Below are 19,530 nucleotides of genomic sequence, written 5' to 3' on the forward strand. Positions count from 1 at the left end.
GGAATTTATTATGTTACGTTCACTTTATTCTGGAATCAGCGGTATGAAAAACTTTCAAACAAAGCTTGACGTTATCGGCAACAACATTGCCAACGTAAATACAGTAGGATTCAAAAAGAGCCGTGTTACCTTTAAAGATATGGTAAGCCAAACAATTGCTGGCGGTTCTGCGGCTGGTGCAACTATCGGCGGTACGAACTCTAAGCAGATCGGTTTAGGTTCATCTTCTGGCACAATTGATACAATTCATTCAACAAGCGCAACACAAAGCACAGGGCGAACACTTGATTTAGCGATTGACGGCGATGGTTACTTTAGAATTGATACAGGCGACGGAACAGCTTATACAAGAGCAGGAAACTTCTATTTAGATAATACCGGAACACTGGTTACTGGTGATGGCTATCATGTGTTAAATATGACTGGTGGAACAATTCAAATCCCTCTTGATGCACAAAGCTTCAGCATTGGTTCAGATGGAAAGGTGTCAATTGTTGATGCGGGCGGTCAAACACAAGACGGCGGACAAATCGGGATTGTTACTTTTGCAAACAGTGACGGTTTGGATAAAATCGGAAGCAACTTATACCGTGAGTCTTTAAACTCTGGGACTGCCAGTGCAGCCAACCAGCCTGGTGATGGCGGTACAGGTTCCCTTAAATCAGGTTTTCTCGAAATGTCTAACGTTGATCTAACTGACGAATTTACTGAAATGATCGTTGCCCAGCGCGGATTCCAATCAAACTCGAAAATTATTACAACATCTGATGAAATCCTTCAAGAACTGGTTAACCTTAAACGTTAAGGAGGGAGGGGAGGCGAGTAATCGCTTCTCCGCTGTTTTATGATTAAAGTAACCCGTTTGAATGGGCAGCCCTTTACACTGAATGCGCTGTTTATTGAACAGATTGAATGCTTTCCGGATACTACAATCACTCTGTCAAATGGTAAGAAGTTTGTAGTAAAAGAAGATGAAGAAGCTGTTCTGGAAAAGATCGCATCTTTCTACCGAAAAATACAAATATTTTCAATGGATCAAGGAATAGAGGAACCGGAATGAAGAAAAAATTAATGATCATTTTACTAATTATTCTTGTCATAATTGGTGCTCTCGGGGCGGCGGCTTATTTTGTTTTAGGCGGAAAGTCCGAAAAAAGTGAAGTAAAAAAAAGTATTGATGAAATCGTTGCATCTTCTGTTGATGTAGAAGAGATCACAACAAATTTAAAGTCTGATAATATTATCCGGCTTGCTATTAAACTTGAAACTGACTCTGATAAATCAAAAGAAGAACTTGAAAAACGTGATTTTCAAGTGAAGGACGCTGTAATATCACTGCTGGCTGATACGAATGCTGATGAGATTGAGGGAGACAAGGGAAAAGAAACCTTTAAGAAGGAACTAAAAGATAAAATAAATAGCTACCTCCAAAAAGGAAAAGTAGAAAAAGTGTATATTACCTCCTTTAATCTGCAATAAAGCATAATTTGACAGAATACGGAGGTGAGGAAAATGTCAGGAGAAGTTCTCTCCCAAAATGAAATAGATGCACTGCTTTCTGCAATATCAACTGGTGAAATGGACGCTGAAGAGCTGAAAAAAGAAGAAAAAGAGAAGAAAGTGAAGGTTTATGATTTCAAACGTGCGCTGCGGTTTTCTAAGGATCAGATCCGCAGTTTAACGAGAATTCATGACAATTTTGCAAGACTTCTTACTACTCACTTTTCTGCTCAGCTCAGAACCTATATTCACATATCTGTCAGTTCTGTTGACCAAGTCCCGTATGAGGAATTTATCAGATCTATACCGAACATGACGATCCTGAATCTGTTTGATGTCCATCCGATGGAAGGCAGAATTATGATGGAGGTTAACCCGACGATTGCTTATACGATGATGGATCGGGTAATGGGCGGTATTGGAATCAGTCATAATAAGGTTGATAGCTTGACAGAAATTGAAACAAAAATCATTTCTAATTTGTTTGAAAATGCACTGGGAAATTATAAAGAAGCTTGGCAGTCAATTGCTGATATTGAACCGGAAATGACTGAGTTTGAAGTAAATCCGCAATTCGTTCAGATGGTATCTCCTAATGAAACAGTCGTGGTAATTTCACTCAATACTCAAATCGGTGAAATCAGCGGTGTCATAAATCTCTGTATCCCGCATATCGTCCTCGAGCCGCTCATACCGAAACTTTCAGTCCACTATTGGATGCAATCAGATAGAAATGAGCCGAAGCCTGAGGAAACAAAATCGCTTGAAAAACGTATCATGACAGCACAAATACCTGTCGTGGCCGAGCTCGGCACATCTGAACTGACAATAGAAGAGTTTTTAAGTTTAGAAGTCGGAGACTGCATAACTTTGGACAAATCAGTCACGGATCCTCTTACTGTATTGGTCGGAGATAAGCCGAAATTTTTAGGACAAGCCGGCCGGGTGAATCGAAAACAGGCAGTGCAAATTTTAGATCACGACATAAGAGGTGAACAAGATGGAGAATAATAGATTATCTCAAGATGAGATTGACGCGCTTCTTAACGGCACTGGCAGCACGCCGGATGAGCCAGAGGTTCCGGAAGTACTTGACTTATCGGAAATGGAGCGTGATGCGATCGGTGAAATCGGAAATATTTCATTCGGCAGTTCTGCAACAGCGCTGTCAACGCTTTTAAACCAAAAAGTCGATATTACGACTCCGAGCGTAACTGTCATACCTAAAAGTAAAATCAGCGATGCGTTTCCTGAACCGTATGTAGCGATTGAAGTAAATTATACGGAGGGCTTCAGCGGCAGCAACCTGTTGGTCGTGGAACAAAATGACGCGGCGATCATTGCTGACTTAATGATCGGGGGAGATGGGAAAGGTGCGGACCCTTCACTCGGTGAAATCCATTTAAGTGCGGTTCAAGAAGCAATGAACCAAATGATGGGATCGGCAGCCACATCAATGTCTACTGTATTCAGTAAAAAAATTGATATTTCACCGCCTCGGGTTGAATTGCTCGATGTCACTGAAGAAAAGGGAACAGACCGTATTCCTGATGATGAAATGCTGGTGAAAGTTTCTTTCAACTTAAAGGTGGGAGAATTAATAGACTCCAGCATTATGCAGCTTTACCCACTGACATTTGCGAAAGATTTAATTTCAAGCCTTATGAACACAGGAAATGCAGAGGGAGAAACAACGCCGCAGCCTGATGTTACATATGAGCAGCCGAAAGAGCCTGTGGCACCAGAGCCGCGTATTGAACCGCAGCAGCAACAGCCGCCAAAAAGGCAGGGAACGCCGAAAAAAACAGCGCCAGTTCAGGTTTCACCGGTGGAATTTTCCGCGTTTGACCCAAATGAGGCTTCGCAAGCCCCTATAAACAACCTGGATATGCTTTTGGATATCCCGCTTTCGATTACTGTTGAGCTTGGCAGAACGAAAAGAAGCGTAAAAGAGATTTTGGAGCTTTCTGCCGGAAGTATTATTGAGCTTGATAAATTAGCCGGTGAGCCGGTAGATATTTTAGTTAATCAGCGTATTGTTGCCAAAGGCGAGGTCGTTGTGATTGAAGAAAACTTCGGTGTAAGAGTCACTGACATTTTAAGCCAGGCAGAGCGCATTAATAATTTAAAATAACGAAACACAAGGAGAGAGATTGATTATGGCACACAGAATTTTAATTGTAGATGACGCAGCATTTATGCGAATGATGATTAAAGATATTTTGGTGAAAAACGGTTTTGAAGTAGTAGCGGAAGCTGAAAATGGAGCACAAGCAGTAGAAAAGTATAAAGAGCATTCTCCTGATCTTGTTACTATGGATATCACGATGCCAGAAATGGATGGGATTTCAGCATTAAAAGAAATTAAACAAATTGATGCACAGGCAAGAATCATTATGTGTTCTGCTATGGGACAGCAATCAATGGTTATCGATGCCATTCAGGCCGGCGCTAAGGATTTTATCGTAAAACCTTTCCAGGCAGACCGTGTGCTTGAAGCAATCAACAAAACATTAAGTTAAAGGGTGTACGACTGTTGAAAAAGAGTCAATATTTCATCGCTTTTATTTGTTTTTTCGTTTTATTCAGTGTACATCCGATTGCTGCTGCCGCAGCAGACTCTGATAATTCAACTGTAAACGAATGGTTTCAAAAGAAAGATGAAAAAACTGAAGATAAGTCAGAGCAAAAGGAAGAAAAAACAACACAAACTGCTGATGAGACGGAGGGAGCGGCGGCTCCTTCTGTCTCAGCTTTTGATTTTGTAAAGATGATTTTCGCTTTACTGTTTGTTATCGTGCTGATTTACGGGCTGGTTAAGCTCATGAACAAAAGAAATCGGCTCCTAAAGCCTTTTCAATATGTTGAAAATATTGGCGGCACATCGGTCGGCCAAAACAGATCTATCCAATTGATCAAAGTCGGAAAAAGTGTGCTCGTCGTCGGTGTTGGAGAGACGATCCAGCTGCTGAAAGAAATTGAGGATGAAAAAGAGATTGAAGTCATTCTCAGCCAGCATGAAGAGGCAATGTCAAGCAAGATAGAGTGGCAAAAGTTTGTGAAGCCGCTGAAGGGCTCTGAACATCAGCCGCAGCAAAAACTGCCTTCATTTTCAAAAGCTTTAAAAGAGCAGCTTGAAGAGTTAAAACAAAACCGTTCTGAAGGAAAGAAGAAAGGCCCACGTCATCATGAATGAGTTTATAAATATTTTCAATTCAAGCGATCCGGAAAACGTTAGTTCAACTGTTAAATTACTATTATTGTTAACTGTATTTTCAGTGGCGCCTGGAATATTGATTCTTATGACTTGTTTTACGCGCATCGTCATTGTTCTGTCATTTGTCAGGACTTCACTGGCGACGCAATCTATGCCGCCAAACCAGGTTCTTATCGGGCTTGCGCTGTTTTTAACGTTTTTTATTATGGCTCCTACTTTTTCAGAGATTAATAAAGAAGCGCTGACGCCATTGATGGACAACAAAATCAGCTTGGACGAAGCGTATACGAAAGCTGAGGAACCAATTAAAGAATTTATGAGTAAACACACAAGGCAGAAGGATCTGGCGCTGTTTATGAATTACGCGAAAATGGATAAACCGGAATCATTAAAGGATATTCCACTAACGACAATGGTTCCCGCTTTTGCCATATCGGAGCTCAAAACAGCGTTTCAAATAGGTTTTATGATTTTTATCCCATTTTTAATTATAGATATGGTAGTGGCGAGCGTCTTAATGTCAATGGGAATGATGATGCTCCCTCCAGTTATGATTTCTCTGCCCTTTAAAATATTACTTTTTGTTTTAGTAGACGGCTGGTATTTAATTGTGAAATCTTTGCTTCAGAGCTTTTAGGGTAGGTGCTAAACGTGAGTTCAGAATTTGTAATTTCTATGGCGGAAAAAGCCGTATACGTAACGCTGATGATCAGTGCGCCATTGCTGGCTATTGCTTTACTGGTCGGTTTAATCGTCAGCATATTTCAGGCGACAACTCAAATCCAGGAACAGACTTTGGCGTTTATTCCGAAAATCGTGGCAGTTCTTCTGGCCTTGATTTTTTTTGGTCCATGGATGCTGTCGACCATTCTTTCGTTTACAACAGAGCTGTTTTCTAATTTAAATCGTTTTGCAGGGTAATGTAGAGATGAATTCGATTATTGATTTATTTCCTGCCTTCTTATTGGTTTTTATTAGAATTTCTGCTTTTTTTTGTAACGATTCCGCTATTCGGACACCGGAATGTCCCAGCTGTTCATCGTATTGGATTTGCTTTTTTTCTCGCGGTCATTTGTTTCAGCACCATTGATAAACCTCCCTCTTTGGAGATAGATGGGCAATATATGCTCTTGGCGTTTAAGGAAGCTTTGGTTGGTCTTTGTCTAGGCTTAATTGCTTATATGATGATTGCCGCAGTTCAAATTGCCGGCTCTTTTATTGATTTTCAAATGGGATTTTCAATTGCGAATGTTATTGATCCGCAAACTGGTGCACAAAGTCCGTTGATCGGCCAGTTTATCTATACGATGGCACTTTTGTTTATGCTGAGTGTCAATGCCCACCATTTGCTGCTTGACGGTATTTACTACAGCTTTCAGTATATTTCAGTTGATCAGGCATTTCCGAATTTCGGCGATGAAAAGTTTGCTTATTTTATCGCGAAAAGCTTTAATGCGATGTTTATTATTGCTTTTCAAATGTCAGCGCCGGTTGTGGCCAGTTTGTTTCTTGTTGATTTAGCATTAGGTATCGTGGCTCGAACTGTTCCGCAATTAAATGTATTTGTTGTCGGTCTGCCTTTAAAGATCGCTGTCAGTTTCATCATGCTCATTGTGTGTATGTCCGTTATCTTCGTCGTTGTGCGGAATGTCTTTAGTTTAACGATTGAAACGATGCGGAATCTTTTAGCATTGGTCGGTGTTTCTTAATGAAGCTTAGAATTGACCTGCAGTTTTTTGCGGGAGAAAAGACAGAGAAAGCCACTCCGAAAAAACGGAAGGATACGCGAAAAAAAGGGCAGGTAGCAAAAAGCGCGGATGTCAATACCGCCATTTCTTTATTGGTAGTATTCCTTTCGCTTATTGCGATTGGTCCGTTTATGAGAGACAGGCTGCTGTCATTTATAGAAACTTTTTATACCGAGTCGCTCACAATGAAGCTCTCAGAATCAAATGTGCACACACTGTTTATCAGCTTATTAGAGGATACGGGCATCATACTTGCACCGATCTTGCTTGTCGCTCTTGTTGCAGGGGTCGTAAGCAACTATATGCAGGTTGGGTTCTTGTTTTCTGCTGAAGTGATACAGCCTAAGCTTGAAAAACTGGACCCGATCAAAGGATTTAAACGAATATACAGTATGAGGGCGATTGTAGAGCTGATTAAATCGATATTGAAAATCACGGTTGTCGGTTTTGCGGCCTTCGCTGTTCTTTGGCTGCATTATGGAGAAATTCTCCGGCTCCCGCTCCTGACACCAGAAGAGGCCCTTTCTTTTGTTTCAAAGCTCACACTGTGGATGGGGCTGAGCGGTGCAGTCGCTTTGTTGATTCTTGCTGGTCTCGATTATTTATATCAGAGATTTGACTATGAGAAAAATATCAAAATGTCAAAACAGGATATAAAAGATGAGTACAAAAAATCTGAAGGAGACCCGATTATCAAGTCTAAAATTAAACAAAGACAGCGGGAAATGGCGATGAGGCGGATGATGCAGGAAGTTCCAAAAGCGGATGTCATTATCACAAACCCTACTCACTATGCGATTGCCCTGAAATATGACGAAGAAAAAATGGACGCTCCTTATATTGTTGCAAAAGGTGTTGACCACCTGGCGTTAAAAATCAGGAAAATTGCTAAAGAGCATGATGTCATGATGGTAGAAAACAGACCGCTTGCCCGTGCGTTATATGATCAGGTAGAAATTGACCAGGCAGTGCCGGAAGAATTTTTTAAAGTCTTGGCAGAAATTCTGGCTTACGTATATAAAACAAAACAAAAAGTATATTGAACTTTTCGATTTAAAAGGAGAGAAAAAACAGCATGTCAACAAGAGATTTATCCGTTTTAATAAGTGTGGTCCTCATTGTGGCGATGCTGGTGATTCCATTTCCTCCATGGCTGTTAAGTATTTTGATCATTATAAATATTTCTCTTGCGTTGATCGTGCTTCTCACCACAATGAATATGCAGGAAGCGCTTCAGTTTTCGATTTTTCCGTCACTGTTGCTGCTTTTAACCCTATTTCGTTTGGGCTTGAACGTCTCAACTACCCGTTCAATTCTTTCACATGGTGAAGGAGGAAAAGTCGTCGAGACTTTCGGAAATTTCGTTGTCGGCGGAAATGTATTAGTTGGACTTGTTGTATTTATCATCCTGATTATTATTCAGTTTATCGTCATTACGAAAGGTGCTGAACGTGTTTCTGAGGTTGCAGCAAGGTTTACGCTGGACGCAATGCCGGGGAAGCAGATGAGTATTGATGCTGATTTAAACGCAGGGATGATTACCGAACAGGAAGCGAAGCACCGCCGCGAAAAAGTGGCAAGAGAAGCAGACTTTTATGGAGCAATGGACGGTGCCAGTAAATTTGTAAAAGGCGACGCGATTGCCGGAATCATCATTGTGATGATCAATATTATTTTCGGTATCGTTATCGGAATGCTTCAGCAGGGCATGTCTATTCAAGAGGCCGCTTCACACTTTACGATGCTGACTGTAGGGGATGGAATTGTTTCGCAAATTCCGGCGCTGTTAATTTCTACAGCTACGGGTATTGTCGTGACAAGAGCTGCCTCTGAAGGAAACTTAGGGCATGACATTACAGGTCAGCTGTTTGCTTATCCAAAGCTTTTATACGTCGCAGCAGCTACGATTCTGCTTCTTGGTATTTTCACTCCGATTGGCATTTTTCTGACGGGGCCGCTTGCAGGGCTGCTTGCTTTCGGTGCTTATACGCTATCTAAATCAGGTAAGGAAAAAGAAGAAGTGGATGAGATTCTTGAGGAAGAGGCTGAGGTTGACGAGCTTAAAAGCCCTGAAAGCGTTGTTCAGCTTCTGCACATCGATCCGATAGAATTTGAGTTTGGGTATGGTCTGATACCGCTTGCTGATGCCAATCAAGGCGGTGATTTATTAGACCGGATTGTTATGATTCGCCGCCAGTTGGCTCTGGAACTAGGGCTTGTTATTCCTGTCGTGCGCATCAGAGATAATATAGCACTGCAGCCTAATGAATACCGATTGAAAATTAAAGGAAACGAAGTAGCAAAAGGCGAGCTGCTCCTTGATCATTATTTAGCGATGTCGCCTACGCCTGAAGACGATCTCATAGAAGGGATTGAAACAGTGGAGCCGTCATTCGGACTGCCGGCCAAATGGATTGGCGAATCGGTAAAGGATGAGGCTGACATGCTTGGTTATACAGTTGTTGATCCTGCTTCAGTCGTTTCAACCCATATTACGGAGAAAATTAAGCAGTATGCCCACGAATTGATCGGAAGACAGGAGACGAAACAGCTCATCGATCACTTGAAAGAAACGTATCCAGTCCTTGTGGAAGAGGTTACGCCGAATCCGTTGTCTGTTGGTGATATTCAGAAGGTGCTGGCTAAGCTTTTAAAAGAAAAAGTTTCAATCCGAAACTTAGTAACGATTTTCGAAACGCTTGCTGACTATGGAAAATTAACAACAGATTCTGATCTTTTGACAGAGTATACAAGACAGGCACTGGCAAAACAAATTACAGCTCAGTTTGCTAAAGAAAATGAAGTGTTGAAGGTTGTTACTTGTTCGGGCCGTGTAGAAAAGGCAATAGCAGACGGTGTACAGCAAACGGAACACGGGAATTATTTGTCGCTTGAACCAGATATTTCAGAAAGTATTGTGCGCTCTGTCGCTAAAGAAGCCGAACAGCTCTCATTGCGTCAGGAAACTGCGATTCTTCTTTGCTCGCCGCCTGTCAGAATGTATGTGAAACAGCTTCTGGAACGATACTTCCCTGATCTTCCGGTACTCTCTTATAACGAACTTGAGGCGAATGTTGAGGTACAAAGCATTGGAGTGGTGGATATTTAATGAAAATCAAAAAATTTACTGCTGCTTCAATGCAAGAAGCGGCACTTCTCATCAGAAAAGAGTTGGGTAATGAAGCGGTCATCTTAAATTCGAAAAAAATTAAAAAGCGAAAATGGTTTGGACTCGTCAACAAGCCTGCTGTTGAAGTAATTGCCGTATTGGATCAAGACTTTCTTGAGAAAAAAACGCCTCAGAAGGCAGCTGAGCCGAAACAAACATTAAAAACTCCGGTCAGCAGTCCGAAAATAGAGGAGAGGACATACCCCCCTCAATTTCCGGCGCAACATGAACCCGTTGATTTTTCAGCTTATCAATCTGTACTTCCTGAGCCGCTGCGAAAAGCAGAAAAGCTTTTGCAAGAAACGGGGATTAAAGAGGCAACGAAGACGAGCGCTCTGAAAAAACTGCTGGGCTGCTCTGTGGAAGCGGGCGGTCTTACGGAAGAAAACGTGGTCAGTAAACTTCAGGATATCCTATGTGATACGCTGCCTTCAGCAGACAAGTGGCAGGAGCCTATCCATTCAAAGTATATCGTGCTGTTTGGTTCAACAGGGGCTGGTAAAACAACAACGCTTGCTAAGCTCGCAGCCATATCTATGCTTGAAAAACAGAAAAAAATTGCTTTTATTACAACAGATACGTATCGGATTGCAGCTGTTGAACAGTTGAAAACATACGCCGAACTGCTGCAGGCTCCTCTGGAAGTTTGCTATACAAAAGAAGAATTCCAGCAGGCGAAAGAGTTATTTTCTGAGTATGATCATGTGTTTATTGATACAGCCGGAAGAAACTTCAAGGAGCAGCAATACATTGATGAATTGAAAGAGACGATTCCTTTTGAGAGCAGCATTCAGTCATTTCTCGTTTTATCCGCGACTACAAAATATGAAGATATGAAGCATATTGTCAAACGGTTTTCATCTGTCCCTGTCAATCAGTTCATTTTTACAAAAATAGATGAGACTTCTTCTTTAGGTTCTGTATTTAATATACTGGCAGAATCAAAAATAGGTGCCGGATTTATAACAAACGGCCAGAACGTGCCGGAGGATATACAGACTGTATCACCTCTTGATTTTGTAAGGATGCTGTGCAGATGAACAGATTTGACCAAGCAGCAACTTTACGGGCGAAAATGGAAAAGCGTCAGCGTGTTCTGCCAATGGTTTATTCTCAAAAAGCGAAGACACTTGCTGTCATCAGCGGCAAGGGCGGTGTCGGAAAATCCAATATTACCTTAAACATGGCTCTTGCGCTGCAGGATAAAGGTAAGAAGGTACTGCTCATCGATCTTGATATCGGGATGGGGAACATTGATATATTAATGGGAAATTCATCGTCTTCCACGATTATCGATGTATTAACCGATCGCAAGCCTTTGATGCAGTCATTATCTGTTGGGCCAAAGGGTTTGCGGTACATATCAGGGGGAACCGGTCTTGATGTGATATTTCAGCTGGATCAGAGAAAATGGGCGTTTTTTGCCAATGAGCTTTCTCATGCGTTAAGCCAGTTCGATTATGTACTGTTTGACATGGGAGCGGGCTTATCAAAAGATCAGCTGCCTTTTATTTTATCGGCGGAAGATATTTTGATCATAACAACTCCCGAACCTACGGCCATCATGGACGCATATAGCGCTGTCAAGCACTTGGTTTTGACAGAAAATAAGCTATCAATGAAGGTCGCTGTCAATCGGTGCCGTGATCAACAAGAAGGGCTGGATGCTTTTACCCGCCTTTCCCGCACGATTCATATGTTTTTGGATGTTCAGGTTCAGTTTGCAGGTTCTGTTTCTGAAGATCCGATCGTAAGCAAAGCAGTTGTCGAACAGGTTCCTTTTTTCATACAAAGTCCTCAGGCAAAAGCCAGCCGGTCAGTCCGTCTTTTAGCGGATGCCTTGTTTGAAAGAGAAGAAACAAGACACAAAGTAGAAAAACAGACATTTATTGAGAAGTTATCTTCTTTTTTAATGAGGAGGGCTTAATTTGATTCGTGTGCTTGTAGTTGATGATTCAGCTTTCATGAGAAAAATGATAAGTGATTTTCTAACCGAGGAAAAGCAGATAGAAGTAATCGGAACTGCGAGAAACGGAGAAGAAGCGCTTAAGAAAATTAAATTACTAAAGCCGGATGTTGTTACTCTTGATGTTGAAATGCCGGTCATGAATGGGACAGACACACTGCGCAAAATCATTGAGATTTATAACTTGCCGGTCATCATGGTGTCAAGCCAGACCGAGAAAGGAAAAGAGTGCACAATTAATTGTTTAGAGATCGGTGCCTTTGACTTTATCACAAAGCCATCAGGCTCAATATCTCTGGATTTGTATAAAATTAAAGAACAATTAGTTGAGCGTGTCGTCGCGGCTGGACTTTCCGGCAAGCGGAAACATCCTGCTTCACAGGCAGTTCGGCCTGACCCTATAGTACGTGCTGTAAAGCCTGAATTAAGCAAACCGAAACCCGGCACAGGCAGACAAATTGTATGCATCGGCACATCAACAGGCGGGCCAAGGGCTTTACAAAAGGTGATACCGAAGCTCCCTAAGGATTTGAACGCACCAGTGGTTGTTGTTCAGCACATGCCTGAAGGCTTTACTGCTTCTTTGGCTGAGCGGCTGAATCATTTATCCGACATTCAAGTAAAAGAAGCAAAAGATGGCGAAACAGCTCTTAACGGCTGTGTTTACATAGCACCGGGCGGAAAAAACATATCCGTTATCAAAAATAGCGGAGGACTCCAGATCGTTCTTGATAATCTCGATACGCCAAGCCGTCATAAGCCATCAGCCGATTATTTATTCCGTTCTGTCGGTAAACTGGCAGACTATGAAAAAGTAGCGGTCATCATGACCGGAATGGGCAGTGACGGCACTGCCGGCCTAAAGGACATGCTTACGGCCGGCAATGTGAAAGCCATTGCGGAGTCTGAAGAATCTTGTGTCGTATATGGGATGCCGAAAGCTGCTGTTAAAGCGGGCCTCATTCATGAGATTAAACATGTGGAAGATATCGCAGCATCCATCACAAGCTGTGTGAAAAAAGAGAGGGTGTGATTCAAATGGATATGAATCAGTATTTAGATGTCTTTATTGATGAGAGTAAAGAACATTTACAAACATGTAATGAAAAGCTTCTCCTTTTAGAGAAAGACCCGACTGACCTTCAGCTCGTTCATGATATTTTCAGGGCTGCCCATACATTAAAAGGAATGAGCGCAACGATGGGCTATACGGATTTAGCACATCTAACCCACCTGCTTGAAAACGTGCTGGATGCAATCCGAAACGGAGATATGGCAGTTACCTCAGACTGGCTGGATATCTTGTTTGAAGCTCTGGATCACCTGGAAGCTATGGTTCAGTCCATTATTGACGGCGGGGATGGTAAAAGAGATATCTCAGAAGTGAGCGCAAAGCTTGATGTAAATGGTGCGCACGCTGAAACGGCTGCCTCTGCGGAACCTGCACTAGCAGAAAATTTAGCATCTGATTGGGGATATGACGAATTTGAACGGACTGTCATACAAGAAGCGGAGGAGCAAGGCTTCAAACGATATGAAATCAAGATTTCTCTGAACGAAAACTGTATGTTAAAAGCAGTTCGTGTATATATGGTGTTTGAAAAGCTTAATGAAGTCGGAGAAGTAGCGAAAACAATCCCAAGTGCGGAAGTGCTTGAAACCGAAGATTTCGGCACTGACTTTCAAGTTTGCTTCTTAACACATCAATCAGCGGAAGAGATTGAACAATTGATCAATGGCGTTTCAGAAATTGAGCATGTTGAAGTCATTCAAGGGGCTCCTTTAACATCAGCAGAAAAGCCGGAAGAATCTAAGCCGGCAGATTCACCAGCAGCTGTACCTGTGAAGCAGGAGAAACAAAAACAGCCTGCTAAAAACGATGAACAGGCGAAGCACGGCGGATCTAAAACAATTCGTGTCAACATTGACAGACTTGATTCTTTAATGAACTTATTTGAAGAGCTTGTCATTGACCGCGGGCGTCTCGAGCAGATTGCAAAAGAGCTTGAGCACAATGAATTGACTGAAACGGTTGAACGAATGACGAGAATTTCCGGAGATTTGCAATCGATTATTCTTAATATGAGAATGGTTCCGGTTGAAACCGTTTTTAACCGGTTCCCGAGAATGATTCGCCAGCTTCAAAAAGAGCTGAATAAAAAAATCGAACTCTCGATCATCGGTGCGGAAACTGAACTGGATCGAACAGTAATTGATGAAATCGGAGATCCTCTCGTTCACTTGATCAGAAACAGTATTGACCATGGTATCGAGTCGCCGGAAATACGTTTGCAAAAGGGAAAGCCAGAATCAGGAAAAGTTGTGCTTAAAGCCTATCACAGCGGCAACCATGTCTTTATTGAAGTAGAGGATGACGGTGCAGGCCTTAATCGCAAAAAAATTCTTGAAAAAGCGCTTGAGCGCGGGGTCATTACGGAAAAAGAAGCTGAAACCTTAGAAGACAATGAAATTTACGAATTGATTTTTGCTCCAGGGTTCTCAACTGCTGATCAAATTTCTGATATTTCCGGACGCGGTGTCGGACTTGACGTTGTGAAAAATAAACTGGAGTCTCTTGGCGGTTCAGTCAGTGTGAAATCTGCAGAAGGTCAAGGCTCTTTGTTCAGCATCCAGCTTCCGCTTACATTGTCCATTATTTCAGTACTGCTGATTAAATTGGAAGAAGAGACATTTGCCATTCCGATTTCTTCAATCATTGAAACAGCAGTTATTGATAGAAAAGACATTTTGCAAACGCATGACCGTGAAGTGATTGACTTTAGAGGACACATTGTCCCTGTCGTTTATTTAAAAGAAGAGTTTAAAATAGAAGATTCAAGACAAGATGCGGAACAGCTCCATATCATTGTCGTGAAAAAAGGCGACAAACCTACTGCATTTGTGGTGGACTCCTTTATTGGCCAGCAGGAAGTTGTGCTGAAATCACTCGGAGATTATTTAACAAACGTCTTTGCAATTTCCGGAGCTACTATTTTAGGAGACGGAGAAGTAGCGCTCATTATTGATTGTAATGCACTGATTATTTAACCATTCGAGGAGGTGTCTCACATGACTGCAGAAATTAAAACAGGCGAAAAAATGATTGTCTTTGTGGTAAATGGCAAAGAATATGCCATTTCTGTCACTCAGGTGAAATCAATTGAAAAATGGCAAAAACCAACGAGAGTGCCTGGCGTCGAACCATATATTTGCGGGGTAATCAATTTGCGCGGAGTGGTGACTCCGGTTATTGATTTAAGAAAGCGCCTGAATTTGCCAGAGTATGAAATTACGGATGAAACACGAATTATCATTATTGCTTATCGCGATATTGAAGTCGGCTGGATTGTGGATGAAGCCAATGATGTGATCACCGTACACGAAAGTGAAATAGAATCCGCTCCAGAAAGCATCCAGAAAGATACGGATGTGTCGATCAAACAGATTGTGAAGCAAGAGAACAGGCTATTAAATATTATTGATGCGAACGCGGTTTTGGATAAAGAATCATCTCAGTCCGCTGTGCCCGATCAAGCTTAATCTTAAAGGGGTTATGACATGAGTATTTTTAATGGAATCAAAGAAGAGCAGATGGACATTTTGCGGGAAGTCGGCAATATTGGTGCCGGCCACTCCGCCTCTGCAATGGCCCAGCTGTTAAATAGAAAGATAGATATGGAAGTCCCGTTTGCAAAGCTACTGTCTTTCGATGAGCTTGTCGATTTTTTCGGCGGCGCTGATATCCCGGTTGCCAGCATCTTTTTAAGAATGGAAGGCGATTTAACGGGTTCGATGTTCTTTATAATGCCTTTTTATCAGGCGGAGCAGTTTATCAGAGAGCTGATTGGAAACCCCGATTTTGATATAGAGGACTTAGGCGAAGATCATATGAGTTCATCCGCTTTGCATGAATTGGGCAATATTTTAGCAGGATCATATTTAACGGCCTTGGCGGATTTGACCAAACTACAGCTTTATCCTAGTGTTCCTGAAGTTTCATTGGATATGTTCGGCGCTGTGATCAGCGAAGGGCTGATGGAGCTCAGTCAGGTTGGAGAACACGCTATTGTTGTCGACACGTCGATTTTTGACCAAAGCCATCAGCAGGAGCTGAAAGCGCATATGTTTATGCTGCCGGACTATGATTCATTTGAAAAGCTCTTTGTCGCCTTGGGTGCATCATTATGAGTACAACTGAGGCTGTTGTTGTAAAGGTAGGAATTGCTGACGTGAAGATCGCCCGCTTCCCGGACACCATCCGGACATCTGGTTTGGGATCATGTGTGGGGCTGGTGCTTTATGATAAAGAAAAGCAAACGGCGGGCCTTGTCCATGTTATGCTGCCGGATTCAACGTTATCTAAAACTGCCGAACTCAATCGGGCTAAATATGCTGACACCGCCGTAAAGACCACGATTGATATGCTGGTAGAAGCGGGTTGCCGGAAATTTGCATTAAAAGCAAAGCTTGCGGGCGGGTCAGAAATGTTTAAGTTTAAATCAACAAATGATTTGATGAAGATCGGACCGAGAAATGTATTAGCGATAAAGGAACAGCTGTCTTTATATAATATTCCTATTATGAGTGAAGATACAGGCGGCTCAAGCGGCCGGACGATAGAATTTGAACCGAAGTCCTGCATGCTGCATATTCGAACTGTTAAACAAGGTGAAAAAACGATTTAATTAAGGTATTAGGGGGATAACAATGCAATCCTTGAATTATGAAGATCAGGTGCTTTGGACGCGCTGGAAAGAGTGGAAAGATCCTAAAGCCGGTGACGATTTAATGCGCCGTTACATGCCGCTTGTCACATATCATGTAGGCAGAATTTCTGTCGGACTGCCTAAATCAGTGCATAAAGACGATCTTATGAGCCTTGGTATGCTTGGTTTATATGATGCCCTTGAAAAATTTGACCCCAGCCGGGACTTAAAATTTGATACCTACGCCTCGTTTAGAATTCGCGGCGCAATCATAGACGGGCTTCGTAAAGAAGATTGGCTGCCCAGAACCTCACGTGAAAAAACAAAGAAGGTTGAAGCAGCAATTGAAAAGCTTGAACAGCGCTATCTTCGGAACGTATCGCCCGCAGAAATTGCAGAGGAACTCGGAATGACGGTACAGGATGTAGTGTCAACAATGAATGAAGGTTTTTTTGCAAATCTGCTGTCAATTGATGAAAAGCTTCATGATCAAGATGACGGTGAAAACATTCAGGTCATGATCAGAGATGACAAAAATGTTCCGCCTGAAGAAAAGATTATGAAGGATGAACTGATTGCACAGCTTGCCGAAAAAATTCACGAACTCTCTGAAAAAGAACAGCTGGTGGTCAGTTTGTTCTACAAAGAGGAGTTGACATTGACAGAAATCGGACAAGTATTAAATCTATCTACGTCCCGCATATCACAGATCCATTCAAAGGCACTATTTAAACTAAAAAATCTGCTGGAAAAAGTGATTCAATAATGAATTTCATGGTTAGCGAGTGAAAAACATGTCAACACTATTATGGCTTTTAAGCTTTACGCTCCACGGCGCTCTTTTGTACGCTGTCATTATTCTGTATACAAGGCTCGCGGCTGTGAAAGAAACAGAAAAACAGCAAAAGAAGATACTTGAAGAGACGGAAAACACCTTGGCGGCATTTCTTCTTGAATTAAAAGAAGAAAATGAGAAATTGATAGAAAATACCGGTCCACCTTCAAGTCAAACTGAGGAAGAAACCAAAAAGCCAGACCTTCAGCACTCTGAAAAATATTCAGAGCGGGATGCAGTTCAAGAAGAAGAGAATCTTCCTGAACATATTGAAGGTCTGATTACTGCGGTTGAGCGTCAGGAAGAGAGTGTAAACAGCGATGTCCAATCATTTGAAGACCAGGTCATAGTATTATATGAGCAGGGGTATTCGGCCAGTCAAATTGCCCAGAAACTGAAGAGTGGAAAAACAGAAATCGAGCTATTTTTAAAATTTCGCTCCAAAGGTGTAAAGGATTCTTGATTGTCGGATAAAGCTGTGTTATATTATGTCTTGGTGTTAAATACACACGCTTAACGATTTATGCAGAGGGTGCTGCAGGCGGCAGTTCTGCACAAAAATGACCTAAGCGGAGGAAAAAAACCATTATATTAGGAGGAAATAACATGTCAGTCATTTCTATGAAGCAATTGCTTGAAGCTGGTGTTCACTTCGGTCACCAAACACGCCGTTGGAACCCAAAAATGAAGCGTTACATTTTCACGGAGCGTAACGGAATCTACATCATTGACCTTCAAAAAACAGTCAAAAAAGTAGAGGAAGCTTACAACTTCACTAAAAATCTTGCTGCTGAAGGCGGAAAAATCCTTTTCGTCGGAACAAAAAAACAAGCTCAAGATTCTGTTAAAGAAGAAGCTCAACGCTCTGGCATGTACTATGTCAACCAACGCTGGTTGGGCGGTACATTAACAAACTTTGAAACAATCCAAAAACGTATTAAACGTCTTAAAGACATTGAAAAAATGCAAGAAAACGGTACGTTTGATGTACTTCCTAAAAAAGAAGTCGTTCAATTGAAAAAAGAATTAGAGCGTCTTGAAAAATTCCTAGGCGGAATTAAAGATATGAAGGATCTTCCTGATGCATTATTCATCATCGATCCTCGCAAAGAGCGCATCGCTGTTGCAGAAGCTCGCAAATTAAACATCCCTATCATCGGTATCGTAGATACTAACTGTGATCCAGATGAAATCGATGTTGTAATCCCAGCGAACGATGACGCTATCCGCGCTGTTAAACTTCTAACTTCTAAAATGGCAGATGCAATCTTAGAAGCGAAGCAAGGCGAAGAAGAAGCGGAAGTTGCTGAAGAAACTGCACCAGAAACAGAAACAACAACTGCGTAACCTATTCAAAAGGTGATAAGAGGGACTGCCTTTTATCACCTTTTTTCAAGAAAAATGTGTAAGATACATACTCTTGTTTAACATATAAGGAGGAATACAAATGGCAATTACTGCACAGCAAGTAAAAGAACTGCGTGAAAAAACTGGCGCGGGCATGATGGATTGTAAAAAAGCGTTAACTGAAACTGACGGAGATATGGACAAAGCAATTGACCTTTTAAGAGAAAAAGGGATTGCGAAAGCAGCGAAAAAAGCTGACCGTATTGCAGCAGAAGGTTCTACTCTTATTAAAACTGACGGCAACAAAGGTGTTATCTTAGAAGTAAACTCTGAAACTGACTTCGTTGCGAAAAACGAAGGCTTCAAAGAGCTTCTTAACACTTTAGCTGATCACCTTCTTGCAAATACTCCAGCAGATGTTGAAGAAGCAATGGGTCAAAAAATGGAAAACGGCTCTACTGTTGAAGAGTACATCACAAGCGCAGTTGCTAAAATCGGTGAGAAAATCACTCTTCGCCGCTTTACAGTTCTTACAAAAGACGAAAACTCTGCATTCGGTGCTTACCTTCACATGGGCGGCCGCATCGGCGTATTAACTGTTCTGAACGGTACAACTGACGAAGAAACTGCGAAAGATATCGCAATGCACGTTGCCGCGGTTAACCCTCGTTACATTTCTCGTGATCAAGTATCTGAAGAAGAAGCAAACCATGAGCGTCAAATCTTAACTCAGCAAGCCCTTCAAGAAGGCAAACCTGAAAACATCGTAGCGAAAATGGTTGAAGGCCGTCTGAACAAATTCTTCGAAGAAATTTGTCTTTTAGACCAAGCGTTCGTTAAAAACCCAGATGAAAAAGTAAAACAAGTTGTTGCAGCGAAAAACGCAACTGTTCAAACTTATGTCCGCTATGAGGTTGGAGAAGGCATCGAAAAACGTCAAGAAAACTTTGCTGAAGAAGTAATGAACCAAGTGAAAAAATAATGGCGAAAAGATTTCGCGGCCAAGTCGCGTCTTTTCAGGCAGTATAGGGGACACACTTTG

The 19,530-nt window shown here is 41.9% G+C and carries 22 protein-coding genes and 1 pseudogene; all 23 read left to right on the forward strand.

From position 1 onward, the window contains the following. Positions 1–10: 10 nt before the first annotated feature. A complete protein-coding gene (flgG, locus tag M1M80_RS08965; RefSeq protein ID WP_003238530.1) occupies positions 11–805 on the forward strand; it encodes a flagellar basal body rod protein FlgG in 795 nt (264 codons plus the stop codon). 39 nt (positions 806–844) lie between these two features. Then, positions 845–1,060 (forward strand): swarming motility protein SwrD, encoded by a 216-nt coding sequence (swrD, locus tag M1M80_RS08970; RefSeq protein WP_003220876.1) that lies wholly within the window; start codon positions 845–847, stop codon positions 1,058–1,060. Continuing rightward, positions 1,057–1,479: a flagellar basal body-associated protein FliL gene (fliL, locus tag M1M80_RS08975; protein ID WP_060398629.1), complete on the forward strand. Its 423-nt coding sequence runs from the start codon at positions 1,057–1,059 to the stop codon at positions 1,477–1,479. Before swrD ends, fliL begins: the two co-directional genes overlap by 4 nt. Positions 1,480–1,512: 33 nt before the next feature. Continuing rightward, complete coding sequence (gene fliM, locus M1M80_RS08980) at positions 1,513–2,511, forward strand: flagellar motor switch protein FliM (RefSeq protein ID WP_003220879.1); 999 nt, start codon at positions 1,513–1,515, stop codon at positions 2,509–2,511. Beyond that, positions 2,501–3,634 (forward strand): flagellar motor switch phosphatase FliY, encoded by a 1,134-nt coding sequence (fliY, locus tag M1M80_RS08985; protein WP_003238528.1) that lies wholly within the window; start codon positions 2,501–2,503, stop codon positions 3,632–3,634. The genes fliM and fliY overlap by 11 nt, the downstream gene beginning before the upstream one ends. 25 nt (positions 3,635–3,659) lie before the next feature. Continuing rightward, entirely contained in the window at positions 3,660–4,022 is a 363-nt protein-coding gene (gene cheY / locus M1M80_RS08990) for a chemotaxis protein CheY (protein ID WP_003220882.1), read from the forward strand. A 14-nt stretch (positions 4,023–4,036) separates the two neighbouring features. Then, positions 4,037–4,696 carry a flagella biosynthesis regulatory protein FliZ gene (gene fliZ / locus M1M80_RS08995; protein ID WP_060398630.1) on the forward strand — a complete coding sequence of 220 codons (660 nt, stop codon included), beginning with the start codon at positions 4,037–4,039 and terminating at the stop codon, positions 4,694–4,696. After that, complete coding sequence (fliP, locus tag M1M80_RS09000) at positions 4,689–5,354, forward strand: flagellar type III secretion system pore protein FliP (RefSeq protein ID WP_019258404.1); 666 nt, start codon at positions 4,689–4,691, stop codon at positions 5,352–5,354. Before fliZ ends, fliP begins: the two co-directional genes overlap by 8 nt. 14 nt (positions 5,355–5,368) lie before the next feature. Further along, entirely contained in the window at positions 5,369–5,638 is a 270-nt protein-coding gene (gene fliQ / locus M1M80_RS09005) for a flagellar biosynthesis protein FliQ (RefSeq protein WP_014113798.1), read from the forward strand. A gap of 7 nt (positions 5,639–5,645) precedes the next feature. Further along, positions 5,646–6,426 (forward strand): annotated as a pseudogene (gene fliR, locus M1M80_RS09010) (flagellar biosynthetic protein FliR). Next, positions 6,426–7,508 carry a flagellar biosynthesis protein FlhB gene (gene flhB / locus M1M80_RS09015; RefSeq protein WP_003238523.1) on the forward strand — a complete coding sequence of 361 codons (1,083 nt, stop codon included), beginning with the start codon at positions 6,426–6,428 and terminating at the stop codon, positions 7,506–7,508. Before fliR ends, flhB begins: the two are co-directional and overlap by 1 nt. A 32-nt stretch (positions 7,509–7,540) precedes the next feature. Continuing rightward, positions 7,541–9,574, forward strand: coding sequence for a flagellar biosynthesis protein FlhA (gene flhA, locus M1M80_RS09020; protein ID WP_019258406.1), 2,034 nt, complete (start codon positions 7,541–7,543; stop codon positions 9,572–9,574). Beyond that, complete coding sequence (locus M1M80_RS09025; RefSeq protein ID WP_060398631.1) at positions 9,574–10,674, forward strand: flagellar biosynthesis protein FlhF; 1,101 nt, start codon at positions 9,574–9,576, stop codon at positions 10,672–10,674. The genes flhA and M1M80_RS09025 overlap by 1 nt, the downstream gene beginning before the upstream one ends. Then, complete coding sequence (gene flhG / locus M1M80_RS09030; protein ID WP_080429005.1) at positions 10,665–11,561, forward strand: flagellum location/number ATPase FlhG; 897 nt, start codon at positions 10,665–10,667, stop codon at positions 11,559–11,561. Before M1M80_RS09025 ends, flhG begins: the two co-directional genes overlap by 10 nt. A gap of 1 nt (position 11,562) precedes the next feature. Continuing rightward, entirely contained in the window at positions 11,563–12,633 is a 1,071-nt protein-coding gene (gene cheB / locus M1M80_RS09035) for a protein-glutamate O-methylesterase CheB (RefSeq protein ID WP_003238518.1), read from the forward strand. Positions 12,634–12,638: 5 nt separating this feature from the next. After that, positions 12,639–14,648, forward strand: a complete 2,010-nt coding sequence (cheA, locus tag M1M80_RS09040; RefSeq protein ID WP_060398633.1) for a chemotaxis protein CheA — start codon at positions 12,639–12,641, stop codon at positions 14,646–14,648. Positions 14,649–14,669: 21 nt separating this feature from the next. Further along, the gene (cheW, locus tag M1M80_RS09045) at positions 14,670–15,140 is read left to right on the forward strand and encodes a chemotaxis protein CheW (RefSeq protein ID WP_019258411.1); all 471 of its coding nucleotides are present in this window, start codon (positions 14,670–14,672) and stop codon (positions 15,138–15,140) included. 18 nt (positions 15,141–15,158) lie between these two features. Next, complete coding sequence (cheC, locus tag M1M80_RS09050) at positions 15,159–15,788, forward strand: CheY-P phosphatase CheC (RefSeq protein ID WP_003220907.1); 630 nt, start codon at positions 15,159–15,161, stop codon at positions 15,786–15,788. Then, the gene (gene cheD / locus M1M80_RS09055) at positions 15,785–16,285 is read left to right on the forward strand and encodes a chemoreceptor glutamine deamidase CheD (protein ID WP_019258413.1); all 501 of its coding nucleotides are present in this window, start codon (positions 15,785–15,787) and stop codon (positions 16,283–16,285) included. The genes cheC and cheD overlap by 4 nt, the downstream gene beginning before the upstream one ends. Positions 16,286–16,307: 22 nt before the next feature. Then, positions 16,308–17,072, forward strand: a complete 765-nt coding sequence (gene sigD, locus M1M80_RS09060; protein ID WP_003220911.1) for an RNA polymerase sigma-28 factor SigD — start codon at positions 16,308–16,310, stop codon at positions 17,070–17,072. A gap of 28 nt (positions 17,073–17,100) precedes the next feature. After that, complete coding sequence (locus tag M1M80_RS09065) at positions 17,101–17,604, forward strand: hypothetical protein (protein WP_060398634.1); 504 nt, start codon at positions 17,101–17,103, stop codon at positions 17,602–17,604. Between the two features lie 143 nt (positions 17,605–17,747). Continuing rightward, a complete protein-coding gene (rpsB, locus tag M1M80_RS09070) occupies positions 17,748–18,488 on the forward strand; it encodes a 30S ribosomal protein S2 (RefSeq protein WP_003220918.1) in 741 nt (246 codons plus the stop codon). 100 nt (positions 18,489–18,588) lie between these two features. Beyond that, a complete protein-coding gene (tsf, locus tag M1M80_RS09075) occupies positions 18,589–19,470 on the forward strand; it encodes a translation elongation factor Ts (RefSeq protein WP_003238511.1) in 882 nt (293 codons plus the stop codon). Positions 19,471–19,530 lie beyond the last annotated feature (60 nt).

This window comes from Bacillus inaquosorum (assembly GCF_023238325.1).
In the GTDB taxonomy this organism is placed as follows: domain Bacteria; phylum Bacillota; class Bacilli; order Bacillales; family Bacillaceae; genus Bacillus; species Bacillus inaquosorum.